This window comes from Arthrobacter sp. AOP29-A2-19, from assembly GCF_058138025.1.
This window is the reverse complement of the sequence record NZ_CM176894.1, coordinates 1,691,596-1,709,986: the sequence shown is the minus strand read 5'-3', so window position 1 is coordinate 1,709,986 and position 18,391 is coordinate 1,691,596. Positions and strand designations below refer to the sequence as shown.

The 18,391-nt window shown below is 68.7% G+C and carries 14 protein-coding genes; 9 read left to right on the top strand and 5 right to left on the bottom strand.

Annotation, left to right across the window (positions count from 1 at the left end):
• Positions 1–58: 58 nt before the first annotated feature.
• The 5 genes from AC3ZJJ_RS07890 (at position 59) to metG (ending at position 6,938) form a co-directional block, all read left to right on the top strand.
• On the top strand, positions 59–1,939 hold the full coding sequence (locus AC3ZJJ_RS07890) for an acetolactate synthase large subunit (RefSeq protein WP_489895194.1): 1,881 nt from the start codon (positions 59–61) through the stop codon (positions 1,937–1,939).
• 3 nt (positions 1,940–1,942) lie between these two features.
• Entirely contained in the window at positions 1,943–2,461 is a 519-nt protein-coding gene (gene ilvN / locus AC3ZJJ_RS07885; RefSeq protein ID WP_489895192.1) for an acetolactate synthase small subunit, read from the top strand.
• A 28-nt stretch (positions 2,462–2,489) separates the two neighbouring features.
• Positions 2,490–3,515 carry a ketol-acid reductoisomerase gene (ilvC, locus tag AC3ZJJ_RS07880; RefSeq protein ID WP_489895190.1) on the top strand — a complete coding sequence of 342 codons (1,026 nt, stop codon included), beginning with the start codon at positions 2,490–2,492 and terminating at the stop codon, positions 3,513–3,515.
• Positions 3,516–3,716: 201 nt separating this feature from the next.
• A complete protein-coding gene (gene serA / locus AC3ZJJ_RS07875) occupies positions 3,717–5,306 on the top strand; it encodes a phosphoglycerate dehydrogenase (protein ID WP_489895745.1) in 1,590 nt (529 codons plus the stop codon).
• Between the two features lie 72 nt (positions 5,307–5,378).
• Entirely contained in the window at positions 5,379–6,938 is a 1,560-nt protein-coding gene (gene metG, locus AC3ZJJ_RS07870; protein ID WP_489895188.1) for a methionine--tRNA ligase, read from the top strand.
• A 78-nt stretch (positions 6,939–7,016) separates the two neighbouring features.
• On the opposite strand, the gene AC3ZJJ_RS07865 is transcribed toward metG, so the two are convergent.
• Complete coding sequence (locus AC3ZJJ_RS07865; RefSeq protein WP_489895186.1) at positions 7,017–8,738, bottom strand: BCCT family transporter; 1,722 nt, start codon at positions 8,736–8,738, stop codon at positions 7,017–7,019.
• Between the two features lie 153 nt (positions 8,739–8,891).
• Between AC3ZJJ_RS07865 and AC3ZJJ_RS07860 the strand changes: the two genes are divergently transcribed.
• Positions 8,892–9,503, top strand: coding sequence for an ATP:cob(I)alamin adenosyltransferase (locus AC3ZJJ_RS07860; protein ID WP_489895184.1), 612 nt, complete (start codon positions 8,892–8,894; stop codon positions 9,501–9,503).
• Between the two features lie 102 nt (positions 9,504–9,605).
• Here AC3ZJJ_RS07860 and AC3ZJJ_RS07855 read toward each other — a convergent pair whose 3' ends face one another.
• The 4 genes from AC3ZJJ_RS07855 to AC3ZJJ_RS07840 form a co-directional block, all read right to left on the bottom strand.
• Complete coding sequence (locus AC3ZJJ_RS07855; RefSeq protein ID WP_489895182.1) at positions 9,606–12,110, bottom strand: ABC transporter permease; 2,505 nt, start codon at positions 12,108–12,110, stop codon at positions 9,606–9,608.
• Positions 12,111–12,113: 3 nt separating this feature from the next.
• On the bottom strand, positions 12,114–12,866 hold the full coding sequence (locus AC3ZJJ_RS07850) for an ABC transporter ATP-binding protein (RefSeq protein ID WP_489895180.1): 753 nt from the start codon (positions 12,864–12,866) through the stop codon (positions 12,114–12,116).
• A gap of 107 nt (positions 12,867–12,973) precedes the next feature.
• The gene (locus AC3ZJJ_RS07845) at positions 12,974–13,669 is read right to left on the bottom strand and encodes a response regulator (RefSeq protein WP_489895743.1); all 696 of its coding nucleotides are present in this window, start codon (positions 13,667–13,669) and stop codon (positions 12,974–12,976) included.
• Positions 13,670–13,683: 14 nt separating this feature from the next.
• On the bottom strand, positions 13,684–14,877 hold the full coding sequence (locus AC3ZJJ_RS07840; RefSeq protein ID WP_489895178.1) for a sensor histidine kinase: 1,194 nt from the start codon (positions 14,875–14,877) through the stop codon (positions 13,684–13,686).
• 153 nt (positions 14,878–15,030) lie between these two features.
• Between AC3ZJJ_RS07840 and AC3ZJJ_RS07835 the strand changes: the two genes are divergently transcribed.
• The 3 genes from AC3ZJJ_RS07835 to galE all read left to right on the top strand — a co-directional run bounded on the left by AC3ZJJ_RS07835 (position 15,031) and on the right by galE (position 18,384).
• Complete coding sequence (locus AC3ZJJ_RS07835; RefSeq protein WP_489895176.1) at positions 15,031–16,089, top strand: 3-isopropylmalate dehydrogenase; 1,059 nt, start codon at positions 15,031–15,033, stop codon at positions 16,087–16,089.
• Between the two features lie 87 nt (positions 16,090–16,176).
• Positions 16,177–17,268 (top strand): branched-chain amino acid aminotransferase, encoded by a 1,092-nt coding sequence (locus AC3ZJJ_RS07830; RefSeq protein WP_489895173.1) that lies wholly within the window; start codon positions 16,177–16,179, stop codon positions 17,266–17,268.
• A 66-nt stretch (positions 17,269–17,334) separates the two neighbouring features.
• Positions 17,335–18,384 (top strand): UDP-glucose 4-epimerase GalE, encoded by a 1,050-nt coding sequence (galE, locus tag AC3ZJJ_RS07825; RefSeq protein WP_489895171.1) that lies wholly within the window; start codon positions 17,335–17,337, stop codon positions 18,382–18,384.
• The last annotated feature ends 7 nt before the right edge of the window (positions 18,385–18,391 follow it).

Here is an 18,391-nt window from a genome sequence, read left to right as displayed (position 1 = left end):
CGCAAGGCCAAGAGGGGTTTTTTTATGCGCAGAACAAGAGAAGAGAAGGAAGAATCCTATGAGTAACGGAACACCCATCAGCCCATCGCTGGTGGCCAAGGCCGCTGGCCGCGCCAAGGATGCAGCTCCTGTCTCTTCCGTCGTGGATGCGTCGAGCCCCGTCCAGGGCCCGAACAACATCGTTGCGCCCACGGAGATGACTGGCTCACAAGCCATCGTCCGCTCATTGGAAGAACTGGGCGTCACAGACGTCTTCGGGTTGCCGGGCGGGGCCATCCTCCCCACCTACGACCCGCTGTTGGACTCGACCAGGATCAACCACATCCTGGTCCGCCACGAGCAGGGGGCCGGACACGCGGCCCAGGGCTACGCCATGGTCACGGGACAGGTCGGCGTCTGCATCGCGACCTCGGGCCCGGGCGCCACCAACCTCGTCACCGCGATTGCCGACGCCCACATGGACTCGGTTCCGATGGTGGCGATCACCGGCCAGGTCAACAGCGCGTTCATCGGCACGGACGCCTTCCAGGAGGCGGACATCGTCGGCATCACCATGCCGATCACCAAGCACTCGTTCCTGGTCACCAACGCGGACGACATCCCGCGGGTGATGGCGGAGGCGTTCCACATCGCCGGGACCGGGCGCCCCGGACCGGTCCTTGTGGACATCACGAAGGACGCGCAGACGTCCAACACGGTCTTCTCCTGGCCGCCGAAGATCGACCTGCCCGGCTACCGCACGGTGATGCGCGGCCACGCCAAGCAGGTCCGCGAGGCGGCCAAGCTGATCGCCGGCGCCTCCCGCCCGGTCTTCTATGTGGGAGGTGGGGTGATCAAGGGCCACGCGTCGGTCGAGCTGCTGGAACTGGCCGAGTTCGTGGGTGCCCCTGTCGTCACCACATTGCAGGCGCGGGGCGCCTTCCCGGACTCCCACACGCAGCACGTGGGCATGCCCGGCATGCACGGCTCGGTCTCGGCCGTGACGGCCCTACAGCAGTCGGACCTGCTCATTACCCTCGGCGCCAGGTTCGACGACCGCGTCACCGGCGTGCTCAGCTCGTTCGCGCCGAACGCGAAGGTCATCCACGCCGACATCGACCCCGCGGAAATCTCCAAGAACCGGACGGCGGACATCCCCATTGTGGGTTCCGTCAAGGAGATCATCCCGGAACTGCTCGACGCCTGCCGTACGCGCTTCGAGGCGGACGGGACGCCGGACCTCGACGCCTGGTGGGCGACCCTGAACCGTCTGCGCGAGACCTACCCGATCGGCTACACGGACACCGCGGACGGGCTTTCCGCCCCGCAGAACGTGATTGGGCGGATCGGCGCCCTGACCGGGCCCGAGGGCGTCTATGTCGCGGGCGTCGGCCAGCACCAGATGTGGGCGGCGCAGTTCATCAAGTACGAGCGCCCGCACCAGTGGCTGAACTCAGGGGGCCTCGGAACCATGGGCTATTCGGTCCCCGCTGCCATGGGCGCGAAGGTAGGCAACCCCGACCGCGTGGTGTGGGCCATCGACGGGGACGGCTGCTTCCAGATGACCAACCAGGAGCTGGCCACCTGCGTGATCAACAACATCCCGATTAAGGTGGCCGTGATCAACAACTCCTCGTTGGGTATGGTCCGCCAGTGGCAGACGCTCTTCTACGAGGCGCGGTACTCGAACACCGACCTGAACACGGGGCACGGAACCGTGCGCATCCCCGACTTCGTGAAGCTGGCGGACGCCTACGGCTGCGCGGGCCTGCGCTGCGAGCGCGACGAGGACATCGACGCGACCATCGAGGCGGCACTGGCCATCAACGACCGCCCCGTGGTCATCGACTTCGTCGTCAGCCGCGACGCGATGGTGTGGCCCATGGTCCCGTCAGGCGTCCCCAACGACGCCATCCAGATCGCCCGCGGCATGACCCCTGACTGGGAAGAGGAGGACTAGGGCATGGCACGCCACACCCTTTCCGTACTGGTGGAGGACGTCCCCGGCGTCCTCACCCGCGTCGCCGGGCTTTTCGCCCGCCGCGCGTTCAACATCCACTCGCTCGCCGTGGGCCCGACCGAGGTCGCGGGCATGTCCCGGGTCACGGTCGTCGTCGACGCGGAGGGCGATCTGCTGGAACAGGTGACGAAGCAGCTGAACAAGCTGATCAACGTCATCAAGATCGTAGAACTGACCCCAGAATCTTCCGTGCAGCGCGACCACATCCTGGTCAAGGTACGCGCGGATGCCGCAACGCGACTGCAGGTAACCCAGGCAGCCGACCTCTTCCGCGCCTCTGTGGTGGACGTGTCCACCGACTCGGTCATCATCGAGGCCACCGGAACCGCTGAGAAGCTGAACGCCCTCCTGGCCGTTCTCGAACCCTTCGGCGTCCGTGAAATCGTCCAATCCGGGACCCTGGCCGTCGGCCGCGGTTCCAAGTCGATGTCGGACCGCGCGCTGCGATCCGTCTCCGCCTGATCCCCAGTCCAACCAAGGAGTAAACAAAGTGACCGACATGTTCTACGACGACGATGCCGACCTCTCGATCATCCAGGGCCGCACCGTTGCCATCATCGGCTACGGCTCCCAGGGCCACGCCCACGCGCTGAACCTGCGCGACTCGGGCGTCGATGTCCGCGTTGGCCTCAAGAGCGGCTCCAAGTCGATCGCCAAGGCCGAGGCCGAGGGCCTTCGGGTGCTTTCCGTTGCCGACGCGACCGCCGAGGCCGACCTGATCATGATCCTGACGCCGGACCAGGTCCAGCGCTCGGTCTACGCCGAAGAAATCGCCCCCAACCTGCAGAAGGGCGACGCCCTGTTCTTCAGCCACGGCTTCAACATCCGCTTCGGCTACATCACGCCGCCGGCCGACGTCGACGTCGCGCTGGTGGCTCCGAAGGCTCCCGGCCACACCGTGCGCCGCGAGTTCGAGGCCGGACGCGGAATCCCGGACCTGATCGCCGTGGAACAGGACTTCACGGGCGCCGCCAAGGGCCTGGCGTTGTCCTACGCCAAGGCCATCGGCGGCACCCGCGCCGGCGTCATCGAGACCACCTTCACCGAGGAGACCGAGACGGACCTGTTCGGCGAGCAGGCGGTCCTCTGCGGCGGCACCTCGCAGCTGGTCCAGTACGGCTTCGAGGTCCTCACCGAGGCCGGCTACAAGCCGGAGATCGCCTACTTCGAGGTTCTCCACGAGCTGAAGCTCATCGTTGACCTGATGTGGGAGGGCGGCATCGCCAAGCAGCGCTGGAGCATTTCCGACACGGCGGAGTACGGCGACTACGTCTCCGGCCCCCGCGTCATCACCCCGGAGGTCAAGGAGAACATGAAGGCCGTTCTCGCGGACATCCAGAGCGGCGCCTTCGCCAAGCGCTTCATCGACGACCAGGACGCCGGCGCGCCGGAGTTCCTGGCCCTGCGGAAGAAGGGCGAGGAGCACCCGATCGAGTCCACGGGCCGCGAACTCCGCAAGCTCTTCTCCTGGGTCAAGAGCAGCGACGACTACACCGAGGGCGTCACCGCCCGCTAGGGGCGTTGCCTCCCACACCGTTGCGCCCGCCCGGGCTCCAGTCCGGGCGGGCGCTCCCGTTTCCACCGCGGAATCGCCTCCTCCGCGTAACATCCGTGCCCAACCCGTCCGGTCGACCGGACGGACCATAAACTTGGCCCCGGGCGGGCTTGCCCGTCCCACGTCATTCCCCTTCACAGCAAAGGTGCCACTCCCGTGTCAGTGACCAAACCCGTCGTCCTCCTCGCCGAAGAACTCTCGCCAGCCACCGTCGAGGCCCTCGGCCCGGACTTCGAGATCCGGCAGACCGACGGTTCCGATCGCGCCCAGCTGCTTGCCGCGATCGCCGACGTCGACGCGATCCTGGTGCGCTCGGCCACGAAGGTCGACGCCGAGGCCATTGCCGCCGCCAAGAAGCTGAAGGTCATCGCCCGCGCCGGAGTGGGCCTCGACAACGTCGACATCAAGTCCGCCACCCAGGCCGGTGTGATGGTGGTCAACGCGCCGACGTCGAACATCATCTCCGCCGCCGAGCTCACGGTCGGGCACATCGTCTCCCTGGCGCGCCGCATCCCCGCCGCGAGCTCCTCCCTGAAGTCGGGGGAGTGGAAGCGCTCCAAGTACACCGGAGTCGAGCTGTACGAAAAGACCGCCGGAATCATCGGGCTCGGCCGCATCGGCGCGCTCGTCGCGGCGCGCCTCCAGGGCTTCGGCATGGACGTCGCGGCCTACGACCCCTACGTCACCTCGGCACGCGCCCAGCAGCTCGGCGTGCGCCTGCTCGAGCTCGACGAACTGCTGGCGCAGTCGGACTTCATCACCATCCACATGCCCAAGACGCCGGAAACCATCGGCATGCTCGGCGCGGAGGCCTTCGCAAAGATGAAGGACACGGCGTACGTGGTCAACGTCGCGCGCGGCGGCCTGGTGGACGAGGACGCTCTCTACACGGCGCTCAAGGACGGGACCATCGCCGGCGCGGGCATCGACGTTTTCGTCAGCGAGCCGAGCACGGACCTCCCGTTCTTCGGGCTGGAGAACGTTGTGGTCACGCCGCACCTGGGCGCGTCCACGGACGAGGCGCAGGAAAAAGCGGGCGTCTCCGTCGCCAAGTCCGTTCGCCTGGCCCTCGGCGGCGAGCTGGTGCCCGACGCGGTCAACGTGGCCGGAGGCGTCATCGACGAGAGCGTCCGCCCCGGCATCCCGCTGATGGAGAAGCTCGGGCGCATCTTCACCGCCCTCACCCAGGATTCCCTGACCTCCCTGGACATCGAGGTCGCCGGCGAGATCGCGTCGCTGGACGTGAAGGCGCTCGAGCTGGCGGCGCTGAAGGGCGTCTTCACCGACGTCGTCTCCGAACAGGTCTCCTACGTCAACGCGCCGGTCCTGGCCGAGCAGCGCGGCATCACCACCCGGCTGGTCACCACCTCCGAGTCACCCGAGTACCGGAACCTGCTCACGCTCAAGGGCGCGTTGTCCGACGGCACGCAGCTGTCCGTCTCCGGGACGCTGACCGGCCCCAAGCAGATCGCGAAGCTGGTGGGCATCAACGGCTACGATCTCGAGATCCCGATCGCCGAACACCTGATAGTGCTGCTGTACCAGGACCGCCCGGGCGTCATCGGCGCGCTGGGCACCGCGTTCGGCGCACACGGCATCAACATCGCCGCCATGCAGGTGGCGCGCAAGGAGGAGGGCGGCTCGGCGTTGGCCGTCCTCGCCGTCGATTCCGCCGTGCCGGCCTCCGTGCTGGATCAGGTGCGCTCGACCGTCGGCGCGACCGTGGCCCGCGGGGCCGACCTAGCCGACTGATCCCGGTGCGCGACGGCGGCGGGCGGCTTCACATCGGAGCCGCCCGCCGTCGTCGTACGGTAGATTTCTTAGGTGACTTCGACCCAGGACCAGACCCCTTTCTACATCACCACGGCCATCTCGTACCCCAACGGCGTTCCGCACGTCGGCCACGCCTACGAGGTCATCGCGACGGACGCCATGGCGCGCTTCAAGCGGCTCGACGGGTTCGACGTCTTCTTTATGACGGGCACGGACGAGCACGGCCAGAAGATGCTGCAGACGGCCGAGAAGGAGGGGATCACCCCGCGCGAGCTGGCCCAGCGGAACTCGGACGCGTTCCAGGCCATGAACGACGAGCTGGGCATCAGCTACGACCGCTTCCTCCGGACCACGGACGCCGACCACTACGAGGCGGCCCAGGCCATTTGGAAGCGCATGGAGGCCAACGGCGACATCTATCTGGACAAGTACTCGGGCTGGTACTCCGTCCGCGACGAGGCGTTCCACAACGAAGAGGACACCGAAGTCCGCGAGGACGGCCTGCGCTACGCGAAGGACACGGACACGGAGGTCACGTGGACGGAGGAGGAGTCCTATTTCTTCCGGCTGTCCGCCTACCAGGACAAGCTGCTGCGGCTCTACCGGGACCGGCCTGCCTTCGGCGCGCCCCAGTCGCGCTTCAACGAGGTCATCCGCTTCGTCGAGCGCGGCCTTGAGGACCTGTCGATCTCCCGCACCACCTTCGACTGGGGCGTGCCGGTGCCCGGGAACAAGGACCACGTGATGTACGTCTGGGTGGACGCGCTGACCAACTACCTGACGGGCGTCGGTTTCCCGGACGTCGAGTCCGCGGCCTTCCGCAAATACTGGCCGGCGGACGTGCACGTGATCGGCAAGGACATCTCCCGTTTCCACGCCATCTACTGGCCGGCATTCCTGCTCTCGGCGGGCCTGGAGCTGCCCAAACGCGTGATGATCCACGGCTTCCTGAACAACAACGGCGTCAAGATGTCCAAGTCGCTGGGCAACGTGGTGGCGCCGTCGGAATGGGTCGACCAGTACGGCCTGGACCAACTGCGCTTCTTCCTCCTGCGCGAGGTGCCCTTCGGGGCGGACGGCGCCTACAGCCACGAGGCCATTGTGGGGCGGATGAACGCGGACCTCGCGAACAACCTGGGCAACCTGGCCCAGCGTTCCTTGTCCATGGTGGGCAAGAACTGCGGCGCCGCCGTCCCCGCGCCCGCCGGCTTCGCGCCGCAGGACGAGGCCCTGCTGGAGGCCGCCGACGCGCTGATGGAGTTCTCCCGCGACGCCTACTCCCGCCAGGAGTTCAGCCGGTCGCTCGAGGGCATCTGGACCGTCCTGGGCGACACCAACGCCTATTTCGCCGAACAGCAGCCGTGGGTGCTCCGCAAGACCGACACCGAGCGCATGCAGACCGTCCTCTACGTGACCCTCGAGGTGCTGCGCAAGGTGGCCCTGCTGGTCCAGCCCGTGATGCCGGGCTCCGCCGGCGCCCTGCTGGACGCGCTGGGCCAGTCCGGCGGTTCGGCGCGCACCTTCGCCGCCTTCGGCCACCGGATCGAGCCCGGGACGGCGCTGCCCGCTCCCACCCCGGTGTTCCCGAAGTACGAGGAGGCCGCGGCCTAGCCACGCCCTCCACCGTGCGAAAGCGGCCGGGATCCGCATGGATCCCGACCGCTTTCTTGTGTGGTTGTTTGCCTTGGGCTACTTCTCGGCGCCCGTGCCCGGGAGCGGGTCCACGTCCCCGGGGTTCTCGGCCTCCGACAGTGCGGAGGACTCTTCCGTCTCCGGTGCCTGGACCGCGAACGGCACGGTGCTGGGCACCGCTACGGCGCCGCGAACCGGGCCCATCCGGCGCTGGCGCAGCGGGTCGCGGCGCAAGTCCACGTACAGCGAGACGCACAGCCCGATGATGATCAGCACAAACGGAGTCGACGCCAGAATCGTGAAGGTCTGGAGTGCCTGCAGCCCGCCCACGTAGAGGAGCACCGCGGCCACGGCGCCGGTCAGGACGGCCCACAGGATCACCAGCGGTGTCCACGGCTCTTGGCGGCCCCGCGAGGACAGCGTGCCCAGCACCAGGGCACCGGCGTCGGCGCCGCTCACGAAGAAGACCGCGGTCAGGACCATGACCACCAAGGCCGCCCCGAAGAAGAACGGGTACTGCTGGAGGACGGCGAAGAAGCCGGCGGCCTCGTCCCCGAGACCGGCAATGTCGTTTCCGCCCAGCTGCTGCTGGATGCCGGCACCGCCGAAGATGGTGAACCAGACGACGCTGACGGCCGTGGGCACCAGCAGGACGCTGAGCACAAATTCCTTGATGGTGCGTCCGCGCGAGATCTTGGCGATGAACGTGCCGACGAACGGCGTCCAGGAGATCCACCATGCCCAGTAGAAGATGGTCCAGCTCGCGAGCCACTCGGAGCCGCCGAAGACGGCCGAGTGGAAGCTCATGGGAACGAGCTCGGAGAGGTAGGCGCCGATAGTCGACGGCAGGAGGTCGAGGATGAAGACGGTCGGGCCGACGACGAAGACGAAGATCAGCAGCACGAACGCGAGGACCATGTTGGTGTTGCTGAGCCACTTGATGCCGCGCGAGACGCCGCTTGCGGCCGAGATGACGACGCCGACGGTCAGCACGCAGATGATGATGATCGGAACGGCGGCGCCGGGGTTCTCCTCGAACTCGCCGGTGGTCAGCAGGGACAGGCCCGCGGCGATCTGCAGCGCGCCCAGGCCCAGCGAGGTAGCCGAGCCGAACTTGGTGCAAATGATGGCGAGGATGTCGATGGGCTTGCCCCATCCCTTGTCCTCGATGCGTTCCTTGCCGAAGATCGCCTGGAAGGGCGAGCTCATCAGGTTCCCGCGGCCCATGCGGTAGGTGGAGTAGGCCAGCGCGAGCCCCACCACCGAGTAGATGGCCCAGGGGTGGAGGCCCCAGTGGAAGAGGGTGTACGCCATGGCCGTGCCCGCGGCATCCGGCGAATTCGCGGCGGAGTCGACGAAGGGCGGCGGCGAGGCGAGGTGGGTGACCGGCTCGTAGACGCCGAAGAACATCAGGCCGATGCCCATGCCGGCGCTGAACATCATGGCCACCCAGGACAGCGTCGAGAACTCGGCGGCCTCGCCGTCCTTGGACAGCGGGATGTTGCCATAGCGGCCGAACGCCAGCACCAGGGAGAAGACGACGAAGCCGCTGGCGCTCAGGATGAACAGCCAGCCGAAGCTGCCGGTGATCCACGCGAGCGCGGCCGCCGCGGCGTCGCCCATGGCGGTGGTGAACAGAACACCGAGAAGACAGACGACGACGATGATGCCGAACGACACACCGAAAACCGTCTTGTCCACTGTGGCCCATCCGCGCTGGGGCGGATCGGCCAAGGGTATGTCCTCATCGAGGATGTGGTCGGGGGATTTATCGCTCATACTCCAACGCTACCCGCTCCGCAATAGTTGGAGTTAAGCCGATGGCGGTTCGCAACCCCCGGAAGTGGACGGTTCCACCCTTAGTACGGTAGGGAAATGTCCACTTCGCGGGGTGGGTGCGGCGGGCAAAGCGCGTTCCGTATAGTTGAAGGAATGACCCACAACCCCGACCCGACCAATGCAGACCAGCCAATCATCGAGCACCGCGGTGACACCGGGACCATTGTCCTCGGCGGGCACGGCGAAATCTCCAAAAACGATGTGCGCGCCGTTGCGGTGGCGGAATGCGACGCCGCCAACGCGGCCATCGCGATGGCGATGGCCGGCGGGGGACTGCCCACCGACATCGTCGCAATGCTGCTCAGCACGCAGAACGACCTTTTCGACCTCGACGCCGACCTCGCCGTGCCCACCACGGCGGGGGAGGAGTCCACGGTGCGGATCGTGGCGGCGCACATCGACCGCCTCGACCGTGCGATTGAACACTATCGGGAGCACGCCTCCGACCTCGACGGGCTGATTCTGCCCGGCGGGACCGTGGCCGCGGCGCTGTTGTACCAGGCCCGCGCGTCCGTGCGGACGGCCGAGCGCGCCGTCTGGGCGGCGGCCGAGGCCCACCCGACCGCCATCAACGCGGAGGCCGCGCGCTACCTTAACCATCTCTCCACCCTCATCTTCACGATCGCGCGCGGCGCGAACGCCGAGCACGGCGACGTGGCCTGGGTGCCGAACTGGTCGGTTCAGGCCACCCCCGAAGAGCAGTAAAAGAGCACTAGCAGCGCCGCAGCGGGAGGTGGCTGCCGAGGGGCCGCAACGGTTCCTCGCCGACCGGGGCGGGCCGGACGGGCCCGCCCCCGGGGTACTCCGCTACTCGGTGGCCAGGCCCGCCACCGGCGACATCCGGGCGGCCCGCCGGGCCGGCAGCACGGAGGCGGCCAGGGCGGCGATGCCGGCCGCCGCGACGACGCCAGCCAACTGCGCCCAGGGGAGCGCCACCACCAGGGCGCTGAAGGATCCCAGCGCGGACTGGGCGCCCAGGATGCCGTAGGCGGCTCCCAGCACGCATCCGAGGACGGACGCGACGGCGGCCACGAGGACGGCCTCGAGGGCAAGCATGCCCCGGAGTTGCCCCCGCGTCAGCCCCAGCGCACGCAGCAGCGAGGACTCCCTTGTCCTCTCCAACACGGAGAGGCTGAGGGTGTTCCCGACGCCGACGAGCGCGATGAACACTGCGACCGCTAGCAGCCCCGTCACCACCAGCAGCAACGTGTCGATGACCTGCGTGTACATCTGCTTCTCCATCAGCCCGCCGCCGACGGCGTACTCCTCCACGCCGAGCGAGGCGGCGAGTTCGGTGCGCAGGTCAAGGGCGTCGTCGGTCCCCAATCCGGGCACGGCCTTGATCCACAGGACGGCGGCCGCCGAGGCGACCGAATCCCCGCCGCGGGCGGCGCCGCCGAGAGCCTCGGCGGTCTCCGACGTCATCACGGCCGGCATAAAGGCCCCGCCCGACTTGACCATGGACAGGTCCGACGTTCCCGACGCTCCGGCGACGCGAAGTATGGTGCCCTCCATCTCCTGGGCGACCAGAACCTGCCCCTTGCCCGGGACCTGCGAGGGGTCGTTCAGAACCCGGGTCAGGTCTGCGGCGGGGGCCGCATAGACGGGCGTCTCTCCCGTGCCGGTGCCCCCGGGGCGCAGGAGCGCCACGCTCCTGACCCCGTCGAGGGTGCGGATCCTGACCACGTCCTCCTGCGCGAAATCGGCGCCATCGCCCATCGGCTCGACCGTGATGTCCACGGGGAACTCCGAACCGAGTGTCGCGTCGAGGCTGGCCTTCGTTGTCTGGGCGCCCACCATCATCATGGACACCAGCGTGACGCCGATCAGCAGGGCCGTGGCGGTGGCGGTGGTCCGGCCCGGATTCCTGACGGCATTCAGCGCGGCGAGCCGCCCGGGGACTCCGGCGGGGCGCGCGAGCGCGCCTGCGGCGGCGACGGATGGCGGCAGGAACAGCGAGCCGAGCAGCATGATGCCCGGGAACGAGAGGAAGCCCCCGCCGAAGGCGACCAGAAGATCGCCCTCGGCCGCGCCGAGAGCCAGGAGGATGCCGCCGCAGACCACCATCAGGCCGCCGCACACAAGTCGGATTTTCCCGCCGCGGTTGCGCAACCTCGCGGGGTCGGCCGGCCGCAAGGCGGCGAGAGGTGCGATCCGTGTGGCGTTCCGGGCAGGAACCCACGCGGCAAGGAGCGTCGTCAGCGTCCCGACGGACACGGCCCAGGCCACCGTGGGCCAGGTGACGGACAGCACGGCGAAGCCGCTGCCCGGCAGTGTCGCAACGTAGGCGACGAGCGCGGCCATGATGCCGGTCGCGAGGGCCACTCCCAGCACCGACGACACCAGGCCGACGAGCAGCGCCTCGGCGAGCACCGCGGATCGCAGCTGACGCCGCAGGGCCCCGATGGTGCGCAACAGGGCAAGTTCCCTGGTGCGCTGCGCCACCAGCACCGAGAACGTGTTCATCACCACAAGCCCGGTCACCATCAGTGCAACCAACGCGAACACCAGGAGCACGATGGTCAACTGGTCCTGCCCGCCCGACAGGCTGGCCACGTCCGCCACCGTCTGCTCCCGTGCCGTCAACACGCTGGGATATTCGATCCCGTCCGCGCGCAGTGCGGCGGCGATGTCGGCGACGGCCGCCGCCGGGTCGACGCCGTCGCCGATCCGGAGATGCAGTTGTTGGTAGACGGGCGTCGCGCCGAGCAGTTGCCCCATAAACGACGGAGCGACCGTGGCCTGCATCATGCCGCCGGCGAGCGGATCGCTGCTGGGAACGGTCAATCCCGTCAGGACAAGCCCGGTGGCACGCCCCGGCGCGTCCCCTACGGACGCGAGGGTCACGGAGTCGCCGATGGCCAGGCCGGCCTTGGCGGCGGAGGTCTCGTCCAGCGCGACGTCGCCGGCCGAGGCGGGCAAGTCGCCTGAGGCGACCTCCACCGAGCGCAGATCGCCATCGGATGGATAGTCGGAGACCAGCGCGTTCTGTTCCGCGTCGCCGGTGTCGATGCGGCCGGAGAGGACGGCGCGGCCGTAGGACGCCTCGACGCCGGAGACGCGGCCGGCCGCCTGGAGGGAGCCGGCGTCGAGGGAATCCTCGACCGCCCCGGGATAAGCGTTCCAATCGATGCCGACAACCACGTCGGCGCTCCGGTACGCGGCGCCGACGCTTTGTTGGAGCGAGGCCGTGGTGCTGGAACCGACCATTAGGGTCGCCGCGAGGAAGGCGGTGCCGATCATCACCGCAAGGCATACGGCGACAAAGCGCCGGGCGCGGGATTTCAGGTTGGCGAGGGCAAGCGTCAGCACCGTTCAGCCGCCCAATCCGGCCAGCGCGGCCGAGACCGAGGACGTCGACGGGCCGACGATGTTGCCCACCAGCGCGCCGTCGCTCATTAACAGCACCTCGTCGGCGTAGGTGGCGGCCACCGGGTCGTGCGTCACCATGATGACGGTCTGCCCCATTTCCCGCGCCGAGGAACGCAACAGCGACAGCACCTCCATGCCTGAGCGTGAGTCGAGGTTGCCGGTCGGTTCGTCGGCGAAGACGACGTCGGGGCGCGTCAGGAGGGCGCGCGCGACGGCGACGCGCTGCTGCTGGCCGCCGGAGAGTTCGTGGGGCTTGTGCGCCAGGCGTCCACCGAGACCGAGGGTGGCGACGACGGTGGCCAGCCGCGGGGCTTCCGGAGAGCGGCCGGCGAGTTGCAGGGGGAGCAGGATGTTTTGTTCCGCGTTCAGCGTGGGCACCAGATTGAACGACTGGAAGACAAAGCCGATCTTCTCCCGGCGGAGCCGCGTCAGCCGGTTGTCGTCGAGGCCCGTGATCTCCTGTCCGCCGATGCGGATGGAACCGGCGCTGGGGGAGTCCAGGCCGGCGAGGCAGTGCATCAGCGTGGACTTGCCGGAGCCGGAGGGGCCCATGATCGCGGTGAAACGGCCCGCGCCGAACTCCACGTCGACGCCGCGCAGGGCTTCCACGCGCGTCGAGCCGCTTCCATATGCCTTGGTCAGGCCGCTCGCTGCGACCGCGAGTGTGCCGGTGTGTTGTTCGCTGGTGATCGTCATGCAGACAACGCTATGCATCCGGGCGGCGGACCGCGTCACCCGCACGGCCCCCTTTGCCCGCCCCCACGTCATACCGGGGTATGACGTGGGCTAACGCGGCATGGGCCCTAGGGAGTCACCACCCCGGTGGCGTAGGCGATCAGGACGGCCTGGACCCGGTCCCGCGCACCCAGCTTGGCCAGGATGCGCCCCACGTGTGTCTTGACCGTCGCCTCGGACAGATACAGGCCGGAGGCGATCTCCGGGTTGGAGTGCCCGGCCGCGATCAGCTCGAAGACTTCGCGCTCCCTGGCGGTCAGGGAGGCGACCGCGCTGGCATGCACGGGCGACTGGATACTTTGCCGGCGCAGCATGGGCGCCACATGGTCCAGCAGGCGGCGCGTCGTCGACGGCGCGATGACGGCGTCGCCCCGGTGCACGGTGCGGATGGCCTCCAGCAGTTCCTCGGGCGGCGCGTCCTTTAGCAGGAAGCCGCTGGCCCCCGCTTCGATGGCGGAGATGGCGTACTCGTCCAGGTCGAAGGTGGTCAGGACGATGATCCGCGGACCGGCGCCGATGGCCCCGACGGCCGGGCCTCCCTCGGCCCCGAGAAGGCGCCTTGTGGTGGCGATGCCGTCCAGCACGGGCATGCGCACGTCCATCAGGACCACATCGGACTGCCGCAGCGCGGTCGACGCCAACGCCTCGCGCCCGTCGGCGGCCTCGGCCACGACGTCGAGGTCCGGCTGGGAATTGATGAGCATGCGGAAGCCGCTGCGCACCAGGAGCTGGTCGTCCACGAGGGCGACCCCGATCGGTCGCATTGGGATGGTGTCCACTAGTCCTCCGTATAGGGAATGAAGATGCGCGCGGCGAACCCGCCGCCGGGGAGCGGGCCGGTCTCGACCCTGCCGTCGTAGAGCGCCGCCCGCTCGGCCATGCCCACGAGGCCTTGGAGGGATCCCGCGGTGTCCTCCGCGGCCGCGGCGCCGCGGCCGTCGTCGGTGACGGACACGGTCAATCCCTGGCTGGTCCACTCGAGTGCCACCTCGCTGCGGGCCGCCGGTCCGGCATGCTTGAGCACGTTCGTCAGGCCCTCCTGCACGGCGCGGTACGCGGTGAGCTCCGCCCCGGCCGGCAGTTCGCGGCGGGGCTCGGAGGTGACCGTGCTTTCGACCTCGAGTCCTGCGCGCCGCGCCACGTCGACAAGGCCGGGGATGTCCCCGAGCGTTGGCAGCGGCCGGACGGAAGCCTGTTCGTCGCTGCGGAGGACCCCCAGGAGCCTTCGCATCTCCCGCAGCGACTTTCGGCCCGCCCCGGAGATCGTCTCGAGGGTCTGCCGCGCGACGTCGGGATCGGCGGCGCTGGCGTACCTCGCCCCGTCCGCCTGGGTGATGATCACCGAAAGCGAGTGGGCCACGATGTCGTGCATCTCGCGGGCGATGTGGTTGCGCTCGTCGGCGGCCGCGAGCTCACGCTCCTGCAGGCGCTCGACCTCGAGGCGCCGGGCACGGTCCTCCAGTGCCCTGACAGCCAGGCGGCGGGTCCGGGCCAGGTCTCCGAAGGTCCATGCAAGCAGGACGATCAGGCCCAGTCCGAGGAAGCTGAGCACCAGCCCCTGGGCGCTGAACGTGCCGCCGACGGTTCCGAACCTCAGTGTCGCCATGGCCGCGCCCGCGAATCCCGCGGCCAGGCCCGCGAAGGACTGCCAACGGCGGCCGTACGCCGCGAGCGTGTAGACGGTGATCGGCACGGACAGCTGGGACAGGAGGTACGTGTCCAGCAAGAGGACCTGCACCAGGCTTCCAAGGACCACGACGGCAGCGCTGGCGGCCGGTCGGGAACGGCGCCAGGCGAGGGGAACGGTCTGCATGGTTCCGGCCACGAAGGCGACGGCGGAGAGCCCGGCGCTGTACCCGAAGCCCCAGGTGCCGATCGCGACCAACGCGAACCACAGGCCCAGGGCGATGGCCCGGTCCACCTCGTGGGGGTGCTCGCGCACCCAGCGGTCGATGGTGCGGTGCGGCGTCATGTGGTCAATCGTAGTTTCGCCCCGCACCGCTCCGCGTCATGCCCTGGGTTGACCCCTGGCCGCCCCAGACCGGCGCCACAGCCGGCGCATCGTCGTCTTCTCAGATATTGAGATGGTTTGTTCATGATGTGGACAACGTCTTAAAGTTGGGTCATGAGCACAACCATTGATCTTGCAGTCATCCCGGGCGACGGAATCGGACCGGAAGTCATCGCCGAGGCCGTGAAGGTGCTCGAACGGGCGACGTCGGGAGAGGACGTCGCTCTGCGCCTGACCCACTACCGCCTGGGTGCCGCCCATTGGCTGGAGACCGGGGAAACCCTCACCGACGAGACCCTCGCCTCCCTCCGCCGGCACGACGCCATCCTCTTCGGGGCGGTCGGAGCGGCGCCTGGGGACACGCGCGTCCCTTCCGGCCTGATCGAGCGCGAGATGCTGCTCAAGCTGCGCTTCGCCCTGGACCACTACGTCAACCTTCGCCCGTCGCGCCTCTATCCGGGCGTTCCCAGCCCGCTGGCGGACGCCGGCGACGTCGACTTCGTGGTTGTCCGCGAGGGAACCGAGGGCCCCTACGTCGGCAACGGCGGCGCGCTGCGCGTGGACACTCCCCAGGAGATCGCCACCGAGGTCTCGGTCAACACGGCCTACGGCGTCGAGCGCGTCGTGCGCGACGCGTTCACGCGGGCATCCGCTAGGCAGCGCAAGCGGGTGACCCTGGTCCACAAGCACAACGTGCTGGTCCACGCGGGGCACCTCTGGCGCCGCACCGTGGAGACGGTCGCCGCCGAGTTCCCCGCGGTCCAGCACGACTACATGCACGTGGACGCGGCCACCATTCACATGGTCACGGACCCGGCGCGCTTCGACGTGATCGTTACCGACAACCTCTTCGGCGACATCCTCACCGATCTGGCCGGCGCCATCACGGGCGGCATCGGGCTCGCGGCGTCCGGCAACCTGAACATGGACCGCACTGCACCCTCCATGTTCGAGCCGGTCCACGGGTCCGCCCCGGACATCGCAGGACAGCAGAAGGCCGATCCCACGGCCGCCATCCTCTCCGTCGCGCTCCTGCTGGACCACGTGGGGCTGCCGGGGGCTGCCCGTCGGGTGGAGGCCGCCGTCGAGTCGGATATCTCCTCCCGGGCGGAGCTCACCGACTCCCGCACCACCACAGAGATCGGCGATGCAATCGCCTTGGCCGTGTCATAAGCTGAGGTGGCTCCCGAGGGGGCCACCGCGGTGGCATGCGCACGGCAAGCCACCGTCCGAAAGTCGAAGAGGAAGTGCGCCGGCACCATGGAATTTTCCCAGAAGCTCTCCACCAACCCGAAGAGCGCGGAACAGCGCGCCGAGATCCTGGCGAACCCGGGATTCGGCGACTATTTCACCGACCACACCGCCGTGGTCGATTGGACGCAGACCGCCGACGGCCACGGAGAGTGGCATGACGCCCGGATCGAGCCCTACGGACCGATCGCCATGGATCCGGCGGCCGCCGTGCTGCACTACGGCCAGGAGATCTTCGAGGGCCTCAAGGCCTACCGCCACGCGGACGGTTCCGTCTGGACGTTCCGCCCGCAGGCGAACGCCGCGCGGTTCAACAAGTCCGCCGTGCGGCTGGCGCTGCCGGAACTGCCGGAAGAGACCTTCGTCGAGTCCCTGCGGGAACTCGTCGCAGCGGACCAGGCGTGGGTGCCGGAGGGCGACGGCGAGGCCCTGTACCTGCGTCCGTTTATGATCGCCACCGAGGCCTTCCTCGGTGTGCGCCCGTCGCGGGAGGTGTCCTACCGGGTCATCGCCTCACCGGCGGGCAACTATTTCGGCGGTGAACTCAAGCCCGTCTCCATCTGGCTGTCCACCACCTACGCCCGCGCGGGACGCGGAGGCACCGGCGAGGCCAAATGCGGGGGCAACTACGCCGCTTCCCTCGCCGCCCAGCTGGAGGCCGAAGCCCACGGCTGCAAGCAGGTGCTCTTCCTGGATCCGTTCAACGACAACGCGGTCGAGGAACTCGGTGGCATGAACGTGTTCTTCGTCTTCAAGGATGGAACGCTCGTCACGCCCGCGCTGAACGGGACGATCCTCCACGGCGTGACGCGCTCCTCGGTGCTCGAGCTGGCCCGCGACCGGGGGCTGCGCGTCGAGGAACGCAAGTTCACCATCGACGAATGGCGCCAGGCGGTCCGGGACGGCGCCCTGGCGGAGGTGTTCGCCTGCGGAACGGCGGCGGTCATCACCCCCATCGGCGAACTGAAGACTGCGGAGGGTTCCATCGTCTCTCCCACCGCGGGCCCCGATTCGGTCAGCATGGACATCCGGGCACAGCTGCTAGGCATCCAGACGGGCACGGTCCCGGACACGCACGGCTGGCTGACGCGGCTGGCCTAGCCACACGCCACACGACGGGGTCCCGCTTTTCGGCGCGGGGCCCCGCGCTTCTTCTAGACTTGACCCATGCGCATTCTTGTCACCGGCGGGGCCGGCTACATCGGGTCCCACACGGTCCTCCAACTGCTCGACGCCGGACACGACGTCCACGTGCTCGACAACCTCAGCAACTCCGCGCCCGAGGCGCTCAGGCGCGTCGCCGAACTCGCCGGGCGGGAGGCCACCCTCCACAAGGTGGACCTGCTCGACGTTGAGGGGACCCGGGCCGCGCTCGCCGCCGCCCGCCCGGAGGCGGTCGTCCACTTCGCGGGTCTGAAGGCCGTGGGGGAGTCTTCCGCGAAGCCCCTGTGGTACTACCGCAACAACGTGGTGGGCACGCTGAACCTGCTCGAGGCCATGGAAGCGCAGGACGTCCGGACCCTGGTGTTCAGCTCCTCGGCGACGGTCTACGGAGAGGCCGGAGGCGTCGTTCAGTACGACGAGGACCTGCCGCTGGCGGCCATGAACCCGTACGGGCGGACGAAGATGCACATCGAGCAGATGCTCGACGATCTTGCCGGGTCCGATCCCCGCTGGGCCATCGCCAAGCTGCGGTACTTCAATCCGGTGGGGGCCCACGAATCCGGACGGATCGGGGAGGACCCCCAGGGCATCCCCAACAACCTCATGCCGTTCGTGGCCCAGGTCGCCGTGGGGCGCCGCGACCACCTCGACGTCTTCGGCGACGACTACCCGACGGCCGATGGCACGGGCGTGCGGGACTACATCCACGTCGTGGACCTGGCCACCGGGCACCTCACCGCGCTCGAGTACCTTGTGGCCCACGGTGGACTCCACGCGTGGAACCTCGGCAGCGGCGCGGGTTCCTCGGTCCTCGAGGTCGTCGACGCCTTCGCCCGCGCGTCCGGAAAGGACATCCCGTACCGCATTGTCGAGCGCCGCCCCGGCGACCTCCCGGCATACTGGGCGGATCCCACGCTCGCGCGCGTGGAGCTGGGGTGGAAGTCGGAGCGCGGCCTGGAGGACATGGTCGTGGACGTGTGGCGGTGGCAGTCCGAAAACCCCGAGGGCTATCTCCCCGAGCCGGATGAGGAAGAGGGCGCGGGCTCCCACTAGGCTGTAG

Coding starts and splice junctions, on each gene's coding strand:
- ilvN (WP_489895192.1), top strand. CDS start 1,943: ATGGCACGCCACACCCTTTCCGTACTGGTGGAGGACGTCCCCGGCGTC.
- AC3ZJJ_RS07890 (WP_489895194.1), top strand. CDS start 59: ATGAGTAACGGAACACCCATCAGCCCATCGCTGGTGGCCAAGGCCGCT.
- AC3ZJJ_RS07850 (WP_489895180.1), bottom strand. CDS start 12,866: ATGACGATCACCAGCGAACAACACACCGGCACACTCGCGGTCGCAGCG.
- AC3ZJJ_RS07865 (WP_489895186.1), bottom strand. CDS start 8,738: ATGAGCGATAAATCCCCCGACCACATCCTCGATGAGGACATACCCTTG.
- AC3ZJJ_RS07845 (WP_489895743.1), bottom strand. CDS start 13,669: ATGCGACCGATCGGGGTCGCCCTCGTGGACGACCAGCTCCTGGTGCGC.
- AC3ZJJ_RS07835 (WP_489895176.1), top strand. CDS start 15,031: ATGAGCACAACCATTGATCTTGCAGTCATCCCGGGCGACGGAATCGGA.
- AC3ZJJ_RS07840 (WP_489895178.1), bottom strand. CDS start 14,877: ATGACGCCGCACCGCACCATCGACCGCTGGGTGCGCGAGCACCCCCAC.
- galE (WP_489895171.1), top strand. CDS start 17,335: ATGCGCATTCTTGTCACCGGCGGGGCCGGCTACATCGGGTCCCACACG.
- AC3ZJJ_RS07830 (WP_489895173.1), top strand. CDS start 16,177: ATGGAATTTTCCCAGAAGCTCTCCACCAACCCGAAGAGCGCGGAACAG.
- AC3ZJJ_RS07860 (WP_489895184.1), top strand. CDS start 8,892: ATGACCCACAACCCCGACCCGACCAATGCAGACCAGCCAATCATCGAG.